Genomic DNA, 14,859 nt, shown 5'->3' with positions numbered 1-14,859 from the left:
GACACTCCCTCAGGGGTTCTCGATCAGCATGATGTGCCGCGCGACGATTGCCGGCTTGTCCGCGCCTTCCATCTCCATCGACGCTTCGCTGGTCAGGCGCGTCCCGCGCGCGTGGGGGGCGGCCTCGACGATGGTGAGGGAAAGGCGCACACGGCTGCCAACCGGGATCGGCAGGACGAAGCGAAGCCTGTCGTATCCGTAGTTCAGGCCACGGCCACGCCTGGCCACCTTGTAGATGTCGCGCTGCATGCGCGGCATCAGGGACACGACATAGAGCCCGTGGGCGATGGTCTTGCCCCTCGGCATCTCGCGCGCGGCGCGTTCCACATCGACATGGATCCAGTGATCGTCGCCCGTCAGACGGGCGAAATCGTCGATCGCGGCCTGCGTGATCTCGACCCATCCGGAGTGGCCGATCGCCTGTCCGGCATGAGCCGCGAGATCGGAGGCGTATTCTACGGTCAGCATCAGTTTCTCCCCTCCGGCAGATCGCGCGCAACGGTCTCGGCGATGGACGTGTCGACCGCCAGAACCACCTTGCCGATCTGCTCGTTCTCGTCGAGCAGGCGATGCGCGGACTGCACGTCTTCGAACGGAAACACCGCATGGATGCGCGTGGCGATCGCGCCGCTCTCCAGCAACGGCCAGACCTGTTCGACCAGTTCGGCGGCGATCCGGCCCTTGTATTCGGCCGATCGGGGCCGCAGCGTCGAGCCAGCAAGCGTCAGCCTGCGCCGCACCACCGACCGGATGTTCACCTCGGCCGTCTCGCCGAGGTGGCTGGCGATGAAGACCAGACGCCCGTCCGGCTTGAGTAGATCGAGCTGTCGCTGCGTATAGGGGCCTGCCTGGGCGTCGAGGATGACATCCACGCCTTCGCCGCCGGTGAGCGACCGGATCTCGTCATCCCACGGACCTTTATAGCTGACCGCCGCCTGCGCGCCGGTTTCGCGGCAGACGGCCAGCTTTTCCTCGGTTCCGGCCGTTGCGTAGACTGAGGCATTGCGCAGCTTGCGCGCCATCTGGATCGCCGCCATGCCGACACCGCTGGTGCCGCCCTGCACCAGCAGGCTTTCGCCTTCGGCGAGCCGGCCGAGCCAGATGACGTTGTTCCAGGCGGTGAAGTAGACTTCGGGAAGCGACGCCGCCTGGATGAAGGTGAAGCCGCGCGGGAGTGGCATGCATTGCAGGGCCGGGACGCAGCAGAACTCGGCATAGCCGCCGCCGTTGGCGAGGGCGCAGACAGCGTCGCCGACCGATACGGCCGAGACACCCGGACCGACGTCCTCGACGACGCCTGCGACGTCGAGGCCGGGAATGGGGGAGGCGCCGGGCGGCGGGGGATACAGTCCCCGCCGCTGCTGGATGTCCGGCCGGTTCACGCCCGCCGCCGCGACCTTGATCACCACCTCGCCGTGTCCCGGCACCGGTCGTGGATGCTCCGCGATGCGCAGCACCTCCGGTCCGCCCGCTCCGGCGAATTCGATCACCCGCATCGCACTCTCCTGGCTCATGCGCTGCCGGCTCACTTCCAGTTGTGGACGACCGGGTTGGAGAGCCGGCCGAGTCCTTCGATCTCGATGTCGATGACGCCGGAGAGCTTGTGCATGTTGACCGAGCGGTGCCCGTTCGGGAACTTGCCGACGCCCTTGGCAGAGGTGCCGAAGCAGATGACGTCGCCGGGTTCAAGCGTGAAATAGCGGCTCGCTTCGGCGATGACCTCTTCGACCTTGAAGCGGTAGCTGGAGGTCGAATCGACCGCGAAAGGCTCACCGTCGAACCAGCCCTTCACCTCGAGGGCATTGGGGTCGGCGACTTCGTCGGCGGTGGTCAGCCAGGGACCGATCGGGCCGAACGTGTCGGTCGCCTTGGAACGCGTATGGTAGACGAAGTAGACGTCGCGGTCGTCTTCGCCATGACTGTTGCGCCAGGCAAGGTGGTGCGGGCGGATGAGGTCCGGCTCGCGCGTGGTGGCGATCGAATCGAGGCCAAACTTCAGACCGTGCGAGGTCACGTCGTTGGTGATCGTGTACCCGAACACCGCGTCGCGGGCCTCTTCGACCGAGACGTTCTTGCACCTCTTGCCGAGGACGGCGGCCAGTTCCAGCTCCGGGATCGTCTCGCCGTAGTGCTCTTCCATGATGACCGGCTTGCCGTGCCCGGTGAGGCAGGACGGCGCCTTCAGGAAGAAGTTGGGCACGCCGGGATCCTTATGGGCGGACTTGCGGATGCCCATGTTGTTGAAGGCGACGCCGAGCACCTTGGAAGGCCGCGTCTGAGGCGGCAGCCAGTCGATGCCGGCATCGTCGAGAGGCGTCGCACTGCCTTTTTCGACGGCCTGTCGCGCCTTCGCGAGTTCGGATTCGCCGCCCTCGATGAGGTCGTTCATCGTTGCGGGCGAAGTGCCAAGTCCGGCGCTCGCATAAAGCTCCGACAGCAGCACGACAGCACCGTCCTTCATGGCGACGAGGGCGGGGCGTCCCTGATGATTGATCGTTCCGAGTTTCACACGTTCTCTCCTTGGTCGGTCGGCCGTCAAACGACGGCGGAATGGCGGGGCGCGGCCCTGTTCTGGAAAAATGCCAGTGCGACGACGGGCAGACCGATCGCGAGCGCCGCCAGCAGAAGCTCGATGTCCGACCAACCCGGGACGCCCTCCTGCGGCAAGGCGATCAGGATCGCGGAGCCGAGCAGGACGATACGCAGCGGCAGGGCGTACCAGCGACCGCCAAACAACGGGCCGACGAGCGGGATGTACCCCTGCAGCGACCAGGCGAAGAGCGCGATTCCTGCGATGGCCAGCAAGGTCGACGTGACGATCTCCGACGGAGTGCCCTGGAGAACCAGGGCGGGCTCCAGCACAAAGAAGAAGGGGATGAAGTAGATGACGCTGCCGAGCCGCATGGCCTCGAAGCCCGTCTTCATCGGCGGCGTCTTGGCGATGGAGGCCGCCGCGAAGGCGCCAAGCGCGACGGGTGGCGTGATGAAGGACAGCATGCCCCAGTAGAAGATGAACATGTGCACCGCCATCGGGTTCAGCCCGACCTGGATCAGCGCCGGGGCGAGCAGGATGGCAAGGAAGATGTAGGCCGCCGTCGAGGTCATGCCGACACCCAGGATCAGCCCGGTGAACGCGCCCATGAGGAGCAGCAGGAACGAGTTCCCGTCCGCCAGCCTCAGGAGATCATTGACCAGCGTCGCGGCCACGCCGGTCATCGACAGGGCGCCGATGATCATGCCGACGGCGGCGAGGATCGCGACCATGTTGGCGAAGAGCGAGCCGAGATCGTCGAAGAACCGGCCGACATCACTCCAGCCCCAGCGATGCTTCTTGGAGAAGAGCTGGTTGAGCAGGATCAGGAGCGGGGTCGCGTAGTAGGGCGCCAAAGCCTCGCGCCGCATGACGAGCAGCATGTAGATGAGGAGCGCGAAGGCGAAGATGTAGTACCAGCCCTCCTTGAGCGTCGTGCGCAGCGAGGGCAGTTCTTCTGCCGGGAGGCCTTTCAAATTCTCCTTGCCGGCGATAGCGTCGATCTGCACGAAAAGGCCGAAGAAATAGAGGAAGGACGGTATGATGGCGGCGAGCGCGATGTCGGCATAGGGAACGTTCATGACGCTTGCCATGACGAAGGCCGTGGCTCCCATCACCGGCGGCATCAGGACGCCGCCCGTCGAAGCGCATGTCTCGATACCGGCCGCCACCGTGCCGCGCAGGCCGATGCGGCGCATCGCGGGGATGGTCATGATGCCGGTCGTAAGCACGTTGGTGATGACGCTGCCGCTCATCGAACCGAGCAGGCCGCTTGAGACGATCGAAACCTTCGCCGGGCCGCCGCGTACCTTTCCGAGCAGCGCAAAGGAGAGGTCCATGAAGAACTTGCCCGCGCCGGTCTGCTGGAGGGCCGCTCCGAAGAGCAGGAAGCCGATGATGAGCTGCGCGAAGGTGCGCATGGGGATGCCGAGGATGCTCTCCGAACCCATCGCATGGTAGGCGGCGGTGTAGACGGGACCCGACGCGAAGCCGGAAATCGCCGTCGGCAGGTACTCTGTATAGATCGGATAAAGCGACATCAGGAGGACGACGATCGCCAGCGGCAGGCCTCCGGCACGACGTCCGGCCTCGAGCACGAGCAGCCAGAGCGCGAAGGCGAAATAGACGGCCGTTTCGGGCGGCGCCATTTCCCATCCGCGCAAGGCGATGTCGAGCGCGTTGACGAGGAAGTAGGCGCAAACGACCACGATGGCGACGGCCAGAAGCCAGTCGTACCAGCCTGGCGCCAGCGTTCGCGCGCTCGACCGGGCCGGGTAGACGAGGAAACAGCAGAACAGCGCCAGCGCGATGATGGCATAGTAATAGCGCAGATCGATCAGCGTGTAGCCGACGAAGAAGCCGAGGTTGAAGACCTGGTTCACCGCGAGCACGAGCATGGCGAAGGCGGCGACCCGCACGGCCCAGCGGGCAAGTCCCGCCAGCTTGCGCGGCCCCGCTTCGAACTTCGATGCGTCTGGTTCGACTTCGGCCATAAATCCTCCCGGAACCGTCCGCCCCGCCTGCTGGCTGGGGCAACGGAGCCTATTCTATATCGAGTCCGATCAGCCTTGCGGGATTGTCGCGTACCATGAGGCGCACGTCATCCTCGCTGAAGCCGAGAGCGAGGCAGAGCTTGATCGCCTGGCGCATGCCCTCCACAGGAGTGGGATTGTCGACCTGACCGAGATCGGAGCCGATCGACGAATGTGCGACCCCCGCGGCCTCGATGTGCTCCTTGAGTTCCTGCGGGGAGTACACGTTGAAACGGGAATCGACATAGAGGCAGGCCGATTGCTCGATGTGCGCGCCGAACTCGGCCATCTCCGCGATGTCCTCGTAGGTGAAGTGCAGCCCGTACATCGGATGATTGACCAGAAGCCGCTTGACCCCGCGCTTCTTCGCTTCGTGGAAGAGCTTCCAGATCTCCCAGACATGCAGATGGCCGGAGGAGAGGATGGCGTCGAACTCGGCGATCGAATCGAGGATCTCCTTCACGACGTCGAGGATTTCACCGTAGGAATCCACCACCGTGATCCCGGGGGACGGCTTCAGCTGCACGTTCGAAGCCAGTCGCGTCTTGCGATGCGAACTGCGGATGTGGTTGGCCGACTGGGCTGTCGGCATCCAGACGAGCCTCGCGCCCTGCTTCAGCTGAGCATCGACGACGAAGGGATTGAGGCCGCCCGTGGAGTTGTTGAGTACCAGGCCACCATACATCGCCACGCCGAGGTGTCCCAGGACACGATCCATGATCGGGATGAAGGGAGCGACGGAATAGTGATGGTCCTTGAACATGATGCCGCGCATGCCGGCAGCGGCGGCTTCTTCCACGGCTTGGAAGTGGTCTACCTGGCGCGGCATCGTCGATGGGCCGGAGTGGACGTGGAGGTCGACCGCACCTTTCAGAAGCCGGTTGGCAACATCGTCGTCGATTGTCGCAATGAGTTCGCGCGCCGCTTCGCGATGATTTGCCGATGCCATGCTTTCCTCCTCTTCGTGAGCGGCCTCGGCATACGTCTTGACACGGCGCAGCCACAACTTCAGAAACACCCGTATTTCGTCTGGCGGAACGGGATCCGCCCCGGGAGGTCGTGATGGGCATCCGATCCGTCGAGCGTGCGCTGAGCGTGCTGCAGGAGATGAACCTGCAGCCCTACACGTCAGTGGGTCATCTGCACGCGCGGACAGGGCTTCCGAAACCGACGCTCGTCCGCATCCTGCAGACGCTGGAGCACGCCGGCTACGTGGAGAACGATCCCCGTCTCGGCGGCTATCAGTTGAGTGCGCTCGTCAGTTCACTGAGTTCCGGCTACCACAAGGAGCCGATGGTCGTGGAGGCCGGGCGGCCGTGGGCGATTGCCTTGACGCGCAAGCACCAGTGGCCGGTTTCCATATCGCTGCTGGACCGCGACGCCGTGGTGGTGCGCTTCAGCACCGTTCCCGACAGTTCGGTCTCGCCCTTCCACAAGACCGTGAACATGCGTCTGCCGCTCATCACCCGGGGGATGGGACTAGCCTACCTCGCCTTCGCGGCGCCGGAGGAATTCGACCTCATCGTCGGGATGCTGCGCAAATCCGAGGATCCGGAGGACGAACTGGCGCGCCATCCCGAAAAACTCGACCGACTGATCGCGCTTACCCGAGAACGCGGCTATGCCATCCGCTCGCCGCAGGTCGAGCCGCGCAACTCCAACACGATCGCGGTTCCCGTCTTCAACGACAATGGCCGCGTCGTTGCAAGCCTAGGCCTCACCTACTTCACGTCGGCATTCTCGTCGCAGACCGAAGCGTGCGAACGCTATGCTTCGGTGCTCAAGAGTGCATCGCAGGAGATATCCAAAGACCTTGCCCGGCTGAACAAAAGCTCTCTCATCTGAGCCGTCGGTCGCGGGCTGGAACAGGTGTCGTGAGCGGCGGCGCGTGAAGGCGAATCCTCATCCTTGCGTCTTCTCACCCTTTGCCCGGCGCCGCCGTCGCGATTTCCGGGTTGGCACGGTCGAACCGGTCGATCCACGTCGCAAGGGGGGGGTGTGTCTCTTCCCATTGTCCGTCGAAGCGGATCGACAGGTAGCCGAGCGTGCCGCGCAGGGCGAGAGTCGCCGCGTCGGGTGCGAGATCGGGGACGTCCGCTTCCAGCCGGTCAAGCGTGCGCGTGGCCTTTTCCCACTGACGGTCGATCCAGCCCTGGAACATCTTTTCTTCCGGGCGGTAGCGTTTCTCGAACATGATGGCCTGCAAACAGTCGCAGACGCCATCGCAGAGCGATTCGAACTGCGCCACCTCGATCAGCCGAGCGGGGTCCGCGGGATAGAGCTTTCCGCCGGACCAGATGTCGAGGAAGCGCATGATGACGCGGCTGTCGTGGAGGGCGCGGCCGTCGTCGAGCAGGAGGACCGGCACCTTGCCGAGCGGGTTCGCCGTGAGGAACTCCGACGTCGGCTGGAAGGCGTCGGTTGGCCGCGGCGTGGCCGGGAAACCGGTGTGAAGGACCGCCATACGCGCCTTGGCGGCATAAGGCGACAGTAGCGAATAGAGTATTTCGGCCATTTGGGCCTCCGCTGACGGGGCAGTTCGTGGGAAGTTTCGGCACTCAAGCACCGGGCGCGACAGAGATCACCCGCACGAGGCGAAAAACACGCTTTCACCGGTGACAGGTTGACCTGACTGCGCCTCCGGTCGAAGACCGGGGCCGCAACGACGTCCCGGAGCATTCCTGTTGACAGAAAAACCGCCGCAGAACCTCGATCGTGACCTGGAGGTCGATCCCAAGATCTGGGAACCGACCGACATCAACTTCATCCTGACCGGGCTGGTGGTGCCGCGCCCGATCGGATGGATCTCGACGTTGGCCGCGGACGGTGTGCCGAACCTCTCGCCCTTCTCCTTCTTCAACGTCGCGGCGAACGATCCGCCGCACGTGCTGTTCAGCATCTCGCCGACGACGAAGGACACGCTGGCGAACTGCCGCGAGACCGGCGAGTTCGTGGTCAACATCGCCCATCGGGCTATCGTCGACCAGTTGGTGGAATCCTCGGCGGCAGTGCGGCCGCAGACGGACGAGTTCCAGTTGACGGGGCTCAAAACGGCGCCCTCGGTGCGGGTGAAACCGCCCCGCGTGGCGGCCGCGAAGGCGCATTTCGAATGTGTGAGCCGGCAGTTCGTCCCGATCGGCAAGTCGATGCTGGTGATCGGCGAGATCGTGCATCTCCACATCGCTTCAGAAGTCTGGCGCGACGGGCGGGTGCGGCCGGAACTGCTCGATCCCGTCGGACGCCTCGGCGGCAGCCTCTACTCGGCACTGGGCGAAGTCTTCTCGCGCCCGCCACCGACCATCAACGAACGCTGACCGGCTGCCGGTTTCAGCCGGCAAGAAACTTCGAGATCGCCTCGGCGACCAGTGCCGGCGACTGGATGCACATGAAATGGCCGCCTTCGAGCGCCTTGAAGGTGCGGATCTTCAGGGCGGCGGTCCCAGCATCGACGGCTTCGGGCGGGCCGAAGGGATCATGGCGGCCGGCCAGCACCAGCGTCGGGCAGGCGATGCCGGCGAGTTCGGGGCGCAGATCCTGGTCGACGAGGATGCGGTAGTTGGCGGCATAGCCTTCCGGATCGGCGCCGAGCCATCGAGCGATCGCCAGCGCCTTGTCCTCTGGTGAGGACCAGAGTTCCTCCGGAAAGGCGCGCGGCAGCACGGTCTCTGCCAGTGCGCGCATGCCGTCCACCTCGATGCGGTCGGTGAGCGCGCGCGCCGCTTCGCGCCTTTCTGCCGGCACGCCGAGCGCGGGTCCGATGAGCACGAGCCGTTCGAGACGGTCCGGAAAGCGCGTCGCGAAGCGCACGGCGACCGCGGCGCCCATCGCAGCGCCCGCGACCACGACCGGGCCTTCGATGCCGAGGTGGTCGAGGAGAGCGGCGACATCGCCGGCGAGCGCGTCGAGATCGTTGGTGCCGCGCTGCTTCTCGGACATGCCGGCGCCACGCAGATCGTGGCGGACGATGCGCCAGCCGGCGGGCAGAAGCGGGATCATGCCGCCCCAGCTGTCGAGGCTGCCGCCGAGTTCGTGCACCAGTACCAGCGTGCGATCGCCCTCCCCGTCGAGGGCGTAGCGGCAGGCCGCGCCATTGATTTCGGCGAAGGTCAACTCGGTCATGATCCGCTCCTATTCGACGAACTTGCCGTCGAGCACGTCCGCGAAGCCCGGAATGCCGATGGTGCAGGTGTGGATGGAAAGAGCGGCCGACAGCTGCAGGATCGCGTAGATCTCCTGCTGCGTCGCGCCTTCCGCGAGTGCCGCACGGATGTGCCGGCGCACGCCGTCCTCGTAGAGCGCGGTGGGGGCGGAGCAGACCGCCAGCGAGACGAGCTCGCGCTCCTTGGCCGAGAGCGGCCCGGAGGCTGCGGCGTCAGCATAGCCGCGATAGGTCTTCGCGAGATCCGGATCGATCCGGTTCATCAGATCGCCGTCCGCACCGCCCGTCTCCTCGGCCAGCACCTTCAGGCCGAGATCGATCGGCTGTTGGGCGGCGAGTACCGTGGTCAGCATGATGACCTGAAGTATCTCCTCCGGCGTCGCGCCGGCCTTGAGCGCGTATTCCATGTGGCGGCGACCGCCGCGCTCGTACATGTGGTTCACCGACAGGTCGATGGCGATGTAGACGAACTCGCAGAGCTTTTTCGGCAGCACGCCCGAATGGGTCGGACCGGACTGGAACGCGACATAGGCATCGAGGAATTCCGGCGCGCGGTCGAGGAGCACGTCGTGGAAGCGCGCCCAATAGCCGCGCGCCGCGACGATCCTCTCCTTCAGCGCGGCCTTTTGCGATGCGTCCATGGTCTGACCTCCCTCAGTCCAGAAGATGGGCGGCGAGCCCTTTGCGTCCGTCCCTCACGCCTGCGAGCGTCGCGGTGCGGAACAGGATGCGCCGCAGCGGCAGGTGCAGGCCATAATCCCATGTGAAGGCGATGCCGCCATGCATCTGGACGCAGCGCTCGGCGACGCGGCGGCCATGTTCGCCGACGTAGGATGCGGCCGACAGGAGCGCCAGCGAAGCCTCCTCCGCCGCCGCTTCGTCTTCCGGCGCCGCGTCGAGCGCCCAGCCGGCATATTCGACCGCGGCCTTCATGGCTTCGAGCGACACCGCGCAGTCGGCCGCCATGTGCTTGACCGCCTGGTTCGAGCCGATCGGCTTTCCGAACTGCTTGCGCTCGGAGATGTAGGCGACGGTGCGTTCGAGGCAGGCATCGGCCGCGCCGACGATTTCGGCCAGCGCGAAGAGACGCAGGGCCCGGTCCATGGCGTCCGCGCCGTTTCCGGCGGCCGGGGCAGGAAAGCCGGAGATTTTCAGCCGGGCGGCGCCAGACGTGATGTCGGTCGTCTCGACGGGAGCAGCCTCGACATCGCCCGGTTGGACCAGGATCCAGTCGCGCGCGCCCTCCCCCGCGACGGGAAGGAGCAGGAAGCCAGCGGCAGCCCCGTGCGGGACGATCGCCTCGCCGGAAAGTTCTCCGCCGCGTCTCTCAATGCCACCACTCACAGCCACGCCGGGGACCTCGCCGGCGGCGAGGCGCGAGGCGATTTCGGGACGGCTGCCAGACAGGGCGACAGCCGCGGCGAGCGCCTCCACCACGGGGGCGGCGACGATGGTCCGGCCTGCCTCCATCGCAACCGCGACGGCGTCGGTATGTCCCAGCGGCGAACCCTCCTCGCCCTCCCCGAACAGGCCGAGCGAAGCGAGCGCCTTCATGGGCTCACCGGGATGGTATGGATAGGGCGCCGGTTGGGTAACCGGCGGCAGGGATTTCAGGATCTTGGCAACGCTTTCGGCGAGGGTGCGCTGTTCGAAGGAGAAGTCGAAGTGCATCGTCACCTCCCCAGCCCGAGCATGCGCTCGCCGATGATGTTGCGCTGGACCTCGGAGGTGCCGGCGTAGATCGTTTCGGCGCGGATGTGCATATAGAGGAAGCGGAACCGCTCGGCTTCGGGCAGGTCGAGCACGAAATCCTCGGCGAAGATTTCGGAAGCAAAATCCATGATGCGCTGGTGCATCTCGCTCCAGAACAGCTTCACCACGCTCGCTTCCGAGCCGATCTCGCGACCGTTGACGACGCGACTGGCGACCTTGAGGTTCATGAGCCGGTGCATGCGGAGTTCGGCTAGGAGCGCGCCGGCACGCTGGCGGAACCACGGGTCGGCCGCCTTGTCCGACCGGCGCTTCAGGCTGGCGACGAGTTGGAGGAATTCCGCGGTGAAGCGCGACTGGCGGTAGAAGCGCGCGGTCGCCCGCTCGAAGCCGAGCACGCCCACTGCCGCGTTCCAGCCCTCGTTGACGGCGCCCAGATGCGCGTCGAGCGGAATGCGGGCATTGTCGAAGAAGACCTCGTTGAACTCGCTGCGGCCGGTGATCTGGCGCAGGGGACGCACGGTCACGCCCGGCGTCTTCATGTCGAGGAGGAAGAGGGTCAGGCCCTTGTGCTTCGGCGCATCCGGATCGGTGCGGGCGAGCAGGATGCACTTGTTGGCGTGGTGCGCGAAGCTGGTCCAGAGCTTCTGGCCGTTGACGACCCAATGGTCGCCGTCGCGCACGGCGCGCGTGCGCAGGCCAGCGAGGTCGGAGCCGGCGTCGGGCTCGGAAAAGCCCTGGCACCAGATGTCGTCCAGCCGCAGCATCCGCGGGATGACGGTCTTCTTCTGCTCTTCCGTGCCGAGCGCGAGAACGATCGGGCCGACGAGTTCCTTGCCGAGCGTGTTGATGCCCTCGGGCGCCGAGACGCGGCCGAGTTCCTCCGATGCGATGAGGTGTTCGAGGAGCGTCAGACCCTGACCGCCATAGGCTTTCGGCCAGTGGATGCCCTGATAGCCGGCAGCGTAGAGCCGGCGCTCCCAGTCGATCTGGAAGCGGGCGTTCTCGGCATCGTCGTCCGGCCCCATGAAGCGCGGCCCGCCCCAGTCGGGCGGAAGCTTTTCCGCCAGCCAGCCGCGCAGTCGCATCCGGAAGGCGTTCTGCTCGGGGGTGAAGGAGACGTCGACCATGGGCTCAGCCGGGGTTGCGCAGTTGAAACAGCATGTCGAGAGACGTGCCGCCCTTGGGAAGCGCCACGAAGGGGTTGACCTCCAGGCTTTCCACCGTGTCGCGGTTGGCGGCGGCGAAGCGCGAGACCGCCACGATCGCCTGGGCCAATGCCTCGCGGTCGGCGGGCGGCGCGCCGCGCCAGCCGTCGAACAAGGCGCTGCCCCGGATTGCGCCGATCATCTCGTACGCCTGTTCGGTATCGACCGGCGCGGGGGCGAAGACGACGTCCTTGAGCGCCTCGGCCATCGTGCCGCCGAGGCCGAACATTACGACGGGGCCGAAGTCCGGATCGTTCTGGGAGCCGACGATCGTCTCGATGCCGCCGGTCAGCATCGGCGCGATCGTCGCGCCCGAAATCCGCGCGTCGGGCGCATGGCGGCGCACGTCGGCCATCATGCGCGCCCAGGCGTCGCGAAGCGCGGGCTCGTCGCGGATCGAAAGGATGACGCCGCCGACTTCGGTCTTGTGCTGGATGTCGGGCGACGCGATCTTGAGGACGACGGGCCAGCCGACCTCCCCCGCACTTGCGACCGCCGCGTCGGCGGTCTCGGCCAGCCTCGACGGGAGATCCGGGATGCCGAGTGTGGCGAGCAGTGCCGCGCCGGACGCGGGATCGGCCGCGGCATTTGCGAGGGTGGCCTGATCCGTGGCGGGACCCGCGTCCTCGCGGCGCGCGGGACGGGCGAAGTGGCGGGCGAAATGTGTCAGGGCAGAGACCGCGGTGACCGCGCGGTTCGGGTCCTCGAAGACGATGAAGCCCGCATCGGTCATCTCGGTGCGGAAGTCCGCGGCCGCGCGGGTGACGATCGCCATGACGCGGTCGGGATGGTTTTTCGCCACTTCGCGCAGCATGGGTTTGAGCACGTCGGTGACCGAGGGCGTCTTGCCCATGTGGGCCATGAAGATGAAGAGGATCGGCACGTCGGCGCGGGTGGCGACGATGTCGATCACCTGGCCGTAGAGGCGGATATCGTTGGAGACCTGCGCGGTCGTATCGACCGGATTGCCGGTGCTGGCGAGCGGAAGCAGCGCCCTGATCTCTTCGGCGGCGGTCGCGTCGAGCGGCGGCAGGGCGATGTTCGCCTCGGCGCAGGCGTCGGCCATCATGATGCCTACGCCGCCCGACGGGGTTATGATGATCGCGTCTTCACCGGACGGCAGCTTTCCCGTGCTGGCGGCCAGCGCGATGTCGACCGCCTCCTCGATGGTGTGGGCCGACCAGGCCCCGTAGGCGGCGAGCACCGCGTCGAACACCTGCTTCGATCCGGCGAGCGAGCCGGTGTGCGACTTGACGGCGGCAAGGCCCTGCTCGCTGGCACCGGGCTTGATGGCGATGACCGGCTTGCGGGCGCGTCTTGCCGCCTCCAGTGCGCGCTTCAGCCGCTCGCCGTCGCGGCAGCCTTCCATGTAGGCGACGATCACCTTGGTGTCGGCGTCGCCGGCCAGCCATTCGATGCAGTCTGCGACGTCGACGTCCGCCTCGTTGCCGGTGGCGATGAAGTGACTGAAACCGATGCCGGCCTCCGCCGCGAGCGCCATGATGTAGGTGCCGACCGCGCCGCTCTGGCTGGCGATGCCGACCGTGCCCTTGCGCGGCCAGACATTGTCGAGCGCGGCCGAGAAGGTGGCGTAGAGACCGGTGTGGAAGTTGATCAGGCCCAGGCTGTTGGGACCGAGCAACCGCGCGCCGGCGGCGCGGCACGTGGCGGAAATGCGCTCCTGCGCCTCGCGCCCCGCCTCGTCGATCTCGCCGAAGCCCGCACTGAAGAGCACGATCGAGCGGACGCCGGCCTGAAGGCATTCCTCGATTGCGCCCTCTGCGAGCTTGGCACCGACGGCCACGACGGCGAGGTCCGGCACATCGTCGAGTTCGGAAATGCTCTTCGCGGCCTTCAGGCCGAGGATCTCGGGCCGGTTCGGATTGATCGGCACGATGGAGCCCTGGAAATGCTCCTTCATCAACGCAACCGGCTTTCCGCCGATCTTGACCGCGTCCGACGAGGCCCCGATCACGGCGACGCTGCGCGCGCGCATCATGGCATCGAGACCCGACGCCCCTCCCGCGGCTGCGTTCATTTCCACTCTCCCGACAGTTCCTCGATCTCCGCCTCGGAGAAGCCCGCCTCCGAAAGTATCTCGGCGGTGTGCTCGCCCAGGCCCGGATAGCCGCGGGTCATCCGGCCCGGCGACTTGTGCAGCCGGAACGGCGTCCCGACATAGCGCTCCCCGTCGCCATGGTGGAAGATGCCTCCGACGGCCTCCAGCTGCGGGTGCCCGGTCGCCTCGCCGATGCCGTTGACGATCGAAACGTTCACCTTCGCCCGGCTGAGCTTCGCATGAATCTCGTGCTTGCTGAGCCCGCGCGTGATGGCAGAAATGGCCTCGACCACGTCCTTGCGCAGGCGCAGCCGCTCCGAGGCCGTCCGGAAGGTCTCGACGCCCAGCGTCTCGGGATCGAGCGCTGCGGCGAGCCGCCGCCACATCTCGTCTGACGGGGCGATGATGACGACGTAGCCGTCGTTCGCGGGGAAGGCCTGGTTGGGCACGCTCAGGTGGTTGGCGGTGCCCATGCGCCTGTGCTCGTTCCCGGTCAGCCAGTAGTCCTGGTAGAAATAGCTCATCAGGTGCGCCGAGGAGAGAAGTAGCGACGTGTCTAGCCGCTGCCCCTCACCCGTACGTTCGCGGTGGAACAGCGCGGCGAGCACGCCGCTGACGATCGCGAGGCTCGCGTGCAGGTCGACGATGGCGCTGCCAGCGCGCGCCGGCGGCCCGCCCTCCTCGCCGGTTATGCTCATCAGGCCGGAATGCGCCTGCAGCGCGAGGTCGTTGGCGCCGATGTCGGCGAGCGGCCCGACCGGCCCGTAGGCGTGGAAGTCGCAGTAGATCATGCCGGGATGCTCGGTGCAGAGATCGTCGTAGCCGATGCCCCAGCGCTCCATTGTTCCCGGGCGGAAATTGTTGAGGACAACGTCGGACCGCAGCATCAGGCGGCGCACCGCGTCGCGCCCGGCATCGGTCGCCAGATCGAGCACGATCGAGCGCTTGTTGCGATTGAAGGATCGGAAAGAGGGGCTCGGCGCGCCGATCTTTTCCAGTTCGGCCTTGGTCACGCCGAGATAGCGGCATTCGTCGCCGCCCTTGGGGCTTTCGACCTTGATCACGTCCGCGCCCAGATCGCCCAGCATCTGGGCGGAATCCGGTCCCGCGAAGATGCGCGACAGGTCGAGGACGCGGATACCCTGAAGAACCTCGCTCAT

Annotated in this window: 14 protein-coding genes; 2 read left to right on the top strand and 12 right to left on the bottom strand. The window is 66.3% G+C overall.

The features are described from left to right. Positions 1-9 precede the first annotated feature (9 nt). From BSQ44_RS09695 to BSQ44_RS09675, 5 genes are read right to left on the bottom strand one after another with little or no spacing between them, the layout of a single operon-like run. Positions 10-468 carry a MaoC family dehydratase gene (locus BSQ44_RS09695; protein ID WP_072603457.1) on the bottom strand — a complete coding sequence of 153 codons (459 nt, stop codon included), beginning with the start codon at positions 466-468 and terminating at the stop codon, positions 10-12. After that, positions 468-1,496, bottom strand: a complete 1,029-nt coding sequence (locus tag BSQ44_RS09690; RefSeq protein ID WP_072603455.1) for an NAD(P)H-quinone oxidoreductase — start codon at positions 1,494-1,496, stop codon at positions 468-470. Before BSQ44_RS09690 ends, BSQ44_RS09695 begins: the two co-directional genes overlap by 1 nt. A 29-nt stretch (positions 1,497-1,525) precedes the next feature. Next, complete coding sequence (locus BSQ44_RS09685; protein WP_072603453.1) at positions 1,526-2,509, bottom strand: fumarylacetoacetate hydrolase family protein; 984 nt, start codon at positions 2,507-2,509, stop codon at positions 1,526-1,528. Positions 2,510-2,535: 26 nt separating this feature from the next. Continuing rightward, positions 2,536-4,524: a TRAP transporter permease gene (locus tag BSQ44_RS09680; RefSeq protein ID WP_072603450.1), complete on the bottom strand. Its 1,989-nt coding sequence runs from the start codon at positions 4,522-4,524 to the stop codon at positions 2,536-2,538. Positions 4,525-4,573: 49 nt separating this feature from the next. Beyond that, complete coding sequence (locus BSQ44_RS09675; protein ID WP_072607971.1) at positions 4,574-5,512, bottom strand: DUF6282 family protein; 939 nt, start codon at positions 5,510-5,512, stop codon at positions 4,574-4,576. A 113-nt stretch (positions 5,513-5,625) separates the two neighbouring features. Here BSQ44_RS09675 and BSQ44_RS09670 point away from each other — a divergent pair, with 113 nt between their 5' ends. Further along, entirely contained in the window at positions 5,626-6,408 is a 783-nt protein-coding gene (locus BSQ44_RS09670; protein ID WP_072603448.1) for an IclR family transcriptional regulator domain-containing protein, read from the top strand. A gap of 73 nt (positions 6,409-6,481) precedes the next feature. Here the strand turns inward: BSQ44_RS09670 and BSQ44_RS09665 are convergent, their stop codons facing one another. Next, positions 6,482-7,078: a glutathione S-transferase family protein gene (locus tag BSQ44_RS09665; protein ID WP_072603446.1), complete on the bottom strand. Its 597-nt coding sequence runs from the start codon at positions 7,076-7,078 to the stop codon at positions 6,482-6,484. A gap of 169 nt (positions 7,079-7,247) precedes the next feature. On the opposite strand from BSQ44_RS09665, the gene BSQ44_RS09660 reads away from it, so the two are divergent. Then, entirely contained in the window at positions 7,248-7,877 is a 630-nt protein-coding gene (locus BSQ44_RS09660) for a flavin reductase family protein (protein WP_157894565.1), read from the top strand. Between the two features lie 13 nt (positions 7,878-7,890). On the opposite strand, the gene BSQ44_RS09655 is transcribed toward BSQ44_RS09660, so the two are convergent. Genes BSQ44_RS09655 through BSQ44_RS09630 form a run of 6 tightly spaced genes read right to left on the bottom strand, consistent with a single transcriptional unit; the run spans position 7,891 to position 14,859 of the window. Next, positions 7,891-8,682, bottom strand: a complete 792-nt coding sequence (locus BSQ44_RS09655; protein ID WP_083534650.1) for an alpha/beta fold hydrolase — start codon at positions 8,680-8,682, stop codon at positions 7,891-7,893. 9 nt (positions 8,683-8,691) lie between these two features. Further along, positions 8,692-9,363, bottom strand: coding sequence for a carboxymuconolactone decarboxylase family protein (locus BSQ44_RS09650; protein WP_072603444.1), 672 nt, complete (start codon positions 9,361-9,363; stop codon positions 8,692-8,694). 13 nt (positions 9,364-9,376) lie between these two features. Beyond that, entirely contained in the window at positions 9,377-10,393 is a 1,017-nt protein-coding gene (locus BSQ44_RS09645) for an acyl-CoA dehydrogenase family protein (protein ID WP_072603442.1), read from the bottom strand. A gap of 2 nt (positions 10,394-10,395) precedes the next feature. Then, positions 10,396-11,562 carry an acyl-CoA dehydrogenase family protein gene (locus BSQ44_RS09640; RefSeq protein WP_072603440.1) on the bottom strand — a complete coding sequence of 389 codons (1,167 nt, stop codon included), beginning with the start codon at positions 11,560-11,562 and terminating at the stop codon, positions 10,396-10,398. Between the two features lie 4 nt (positions 11,563-11,566). Further along, positions 11,567-13,678, bottom strand: coding sequence for an acetate--CoA ligase family protein (locus tag BSQ44_RS09635; protein WP_072603438.1), 2,112 nt, complete (start codon positions 13,676-13,678; stop codon positions 11,567-11,569). Beyond that, positions 13,675-14,859, bottom strand: coding sequence for a CaiB/BaiF CoA transferase family protein (locus BSQ44_RS09630; protein ID WP_072603436.1), 1,185 nt, complete (start codon positions 14,857-14,859; stop codon positions 13,675-13,677). The genes BSQ44_RS09635 and BSQ44_RS09630 overlap by 4 nt, the downstream gene beginning before the upstream one ends.

The sequence above is a fragment of the Aquibium oceanicum genome, from assembly GCF_001889605.1.
GTDB lineage: Bacteria > Pseudomonadota > Alphaproteobacteria > Rhizobiales > Rhizobiaceae > Aquibium > Aquibium oceanicum.
This window is presented reverse-complemented; position numbering and strand designations above follow the sequence as displayed.

Coding starts and splice junctions, on each gene's coding strand:
- BSQ44_RS09695 (WP_072603457.1), bottom strand. CDS start 468: ATGCTGACCGTAGAATACGCCTCCGATCTCGCGGCTCATGCCGGACAG.
- BSQ44_RS09690 (WP_072603455.1), bottom strand. CDS start 1,496: ATGCGGGTGATCGAATTCGCCGGAGCGGGCGGACCGGAGGTGCTGCGC.
- BSQ44_RS09680 (WP_072603450.1), bottom strand. CDS start 4,524: ATGGCCGAAGTCGAACCAGACGCATCGAAGTTCGAAGCGGGGCCGCGC.
- BSQ44_RS09675 (WP_072607971.1), bottom strand. CDS start 5,512: ATGGCATCGGCAAATCATCGCGAAGCGGCGCGCGAACTCATTGCGACA.
- BSQ44_RS09670 (WP_072603448.1), top strand. CDS start 5,626: ATGGGCATCCGATCCGTCGAGCGTGCGCTGAGCGTGCTGCAGGAGATG.
- BSQ44_RS09665 (WP_072603446.1), bottom strand. CDS start 7,078: ATGGCCGAAATACTCTATTCGCTACTGTCGCCTTATGCCGCCAAGGCG.
- BSQ44_RS09655 (WP_083534650.1), bottom strand. CDS start 8,682: ATGACCGAGTTGACCTTCGCCGAAATCAATGGCGCGGCCTGCCGCTAC.
- BSQ44_RS09650 (WP_072603444.1), bottom strand. CDS start 9,363: ATGGACGCATCGCAAAAGGCCGCGCTGAAGGAGAGGATCGTCGCGGCG.
- BSQ44_RS09645 (WP_072603442.1), bottom strand. CDS start 10,393: ATGCACTTCGACTTCTCCTTCGAACAGCGCACCCTCGCCGAAAGCGTT.
- BSQ44_RS09640 (WP_072603440.1), bottom strand. CDS start 11,562: ATGGTCGACGTCTCCTTCACCCCCGAGCAGAACGCCTTCCGGATGCGA.
- BSQ44_RS09635 (WP_072603438.1), bottom strand. CDS start 13,678: ATGAACGCAGCCGCGGGAGGGGCGTCGGGTCTCGATGCCATGATGCGC.
- BSQ44_RS09630 (WP_072603436.1), bottom strand. CDS start 14,859: ATGAGCGAGGTTCTTCAGGGTATCCGCGTCCTCGACCTGTCGCGCATC.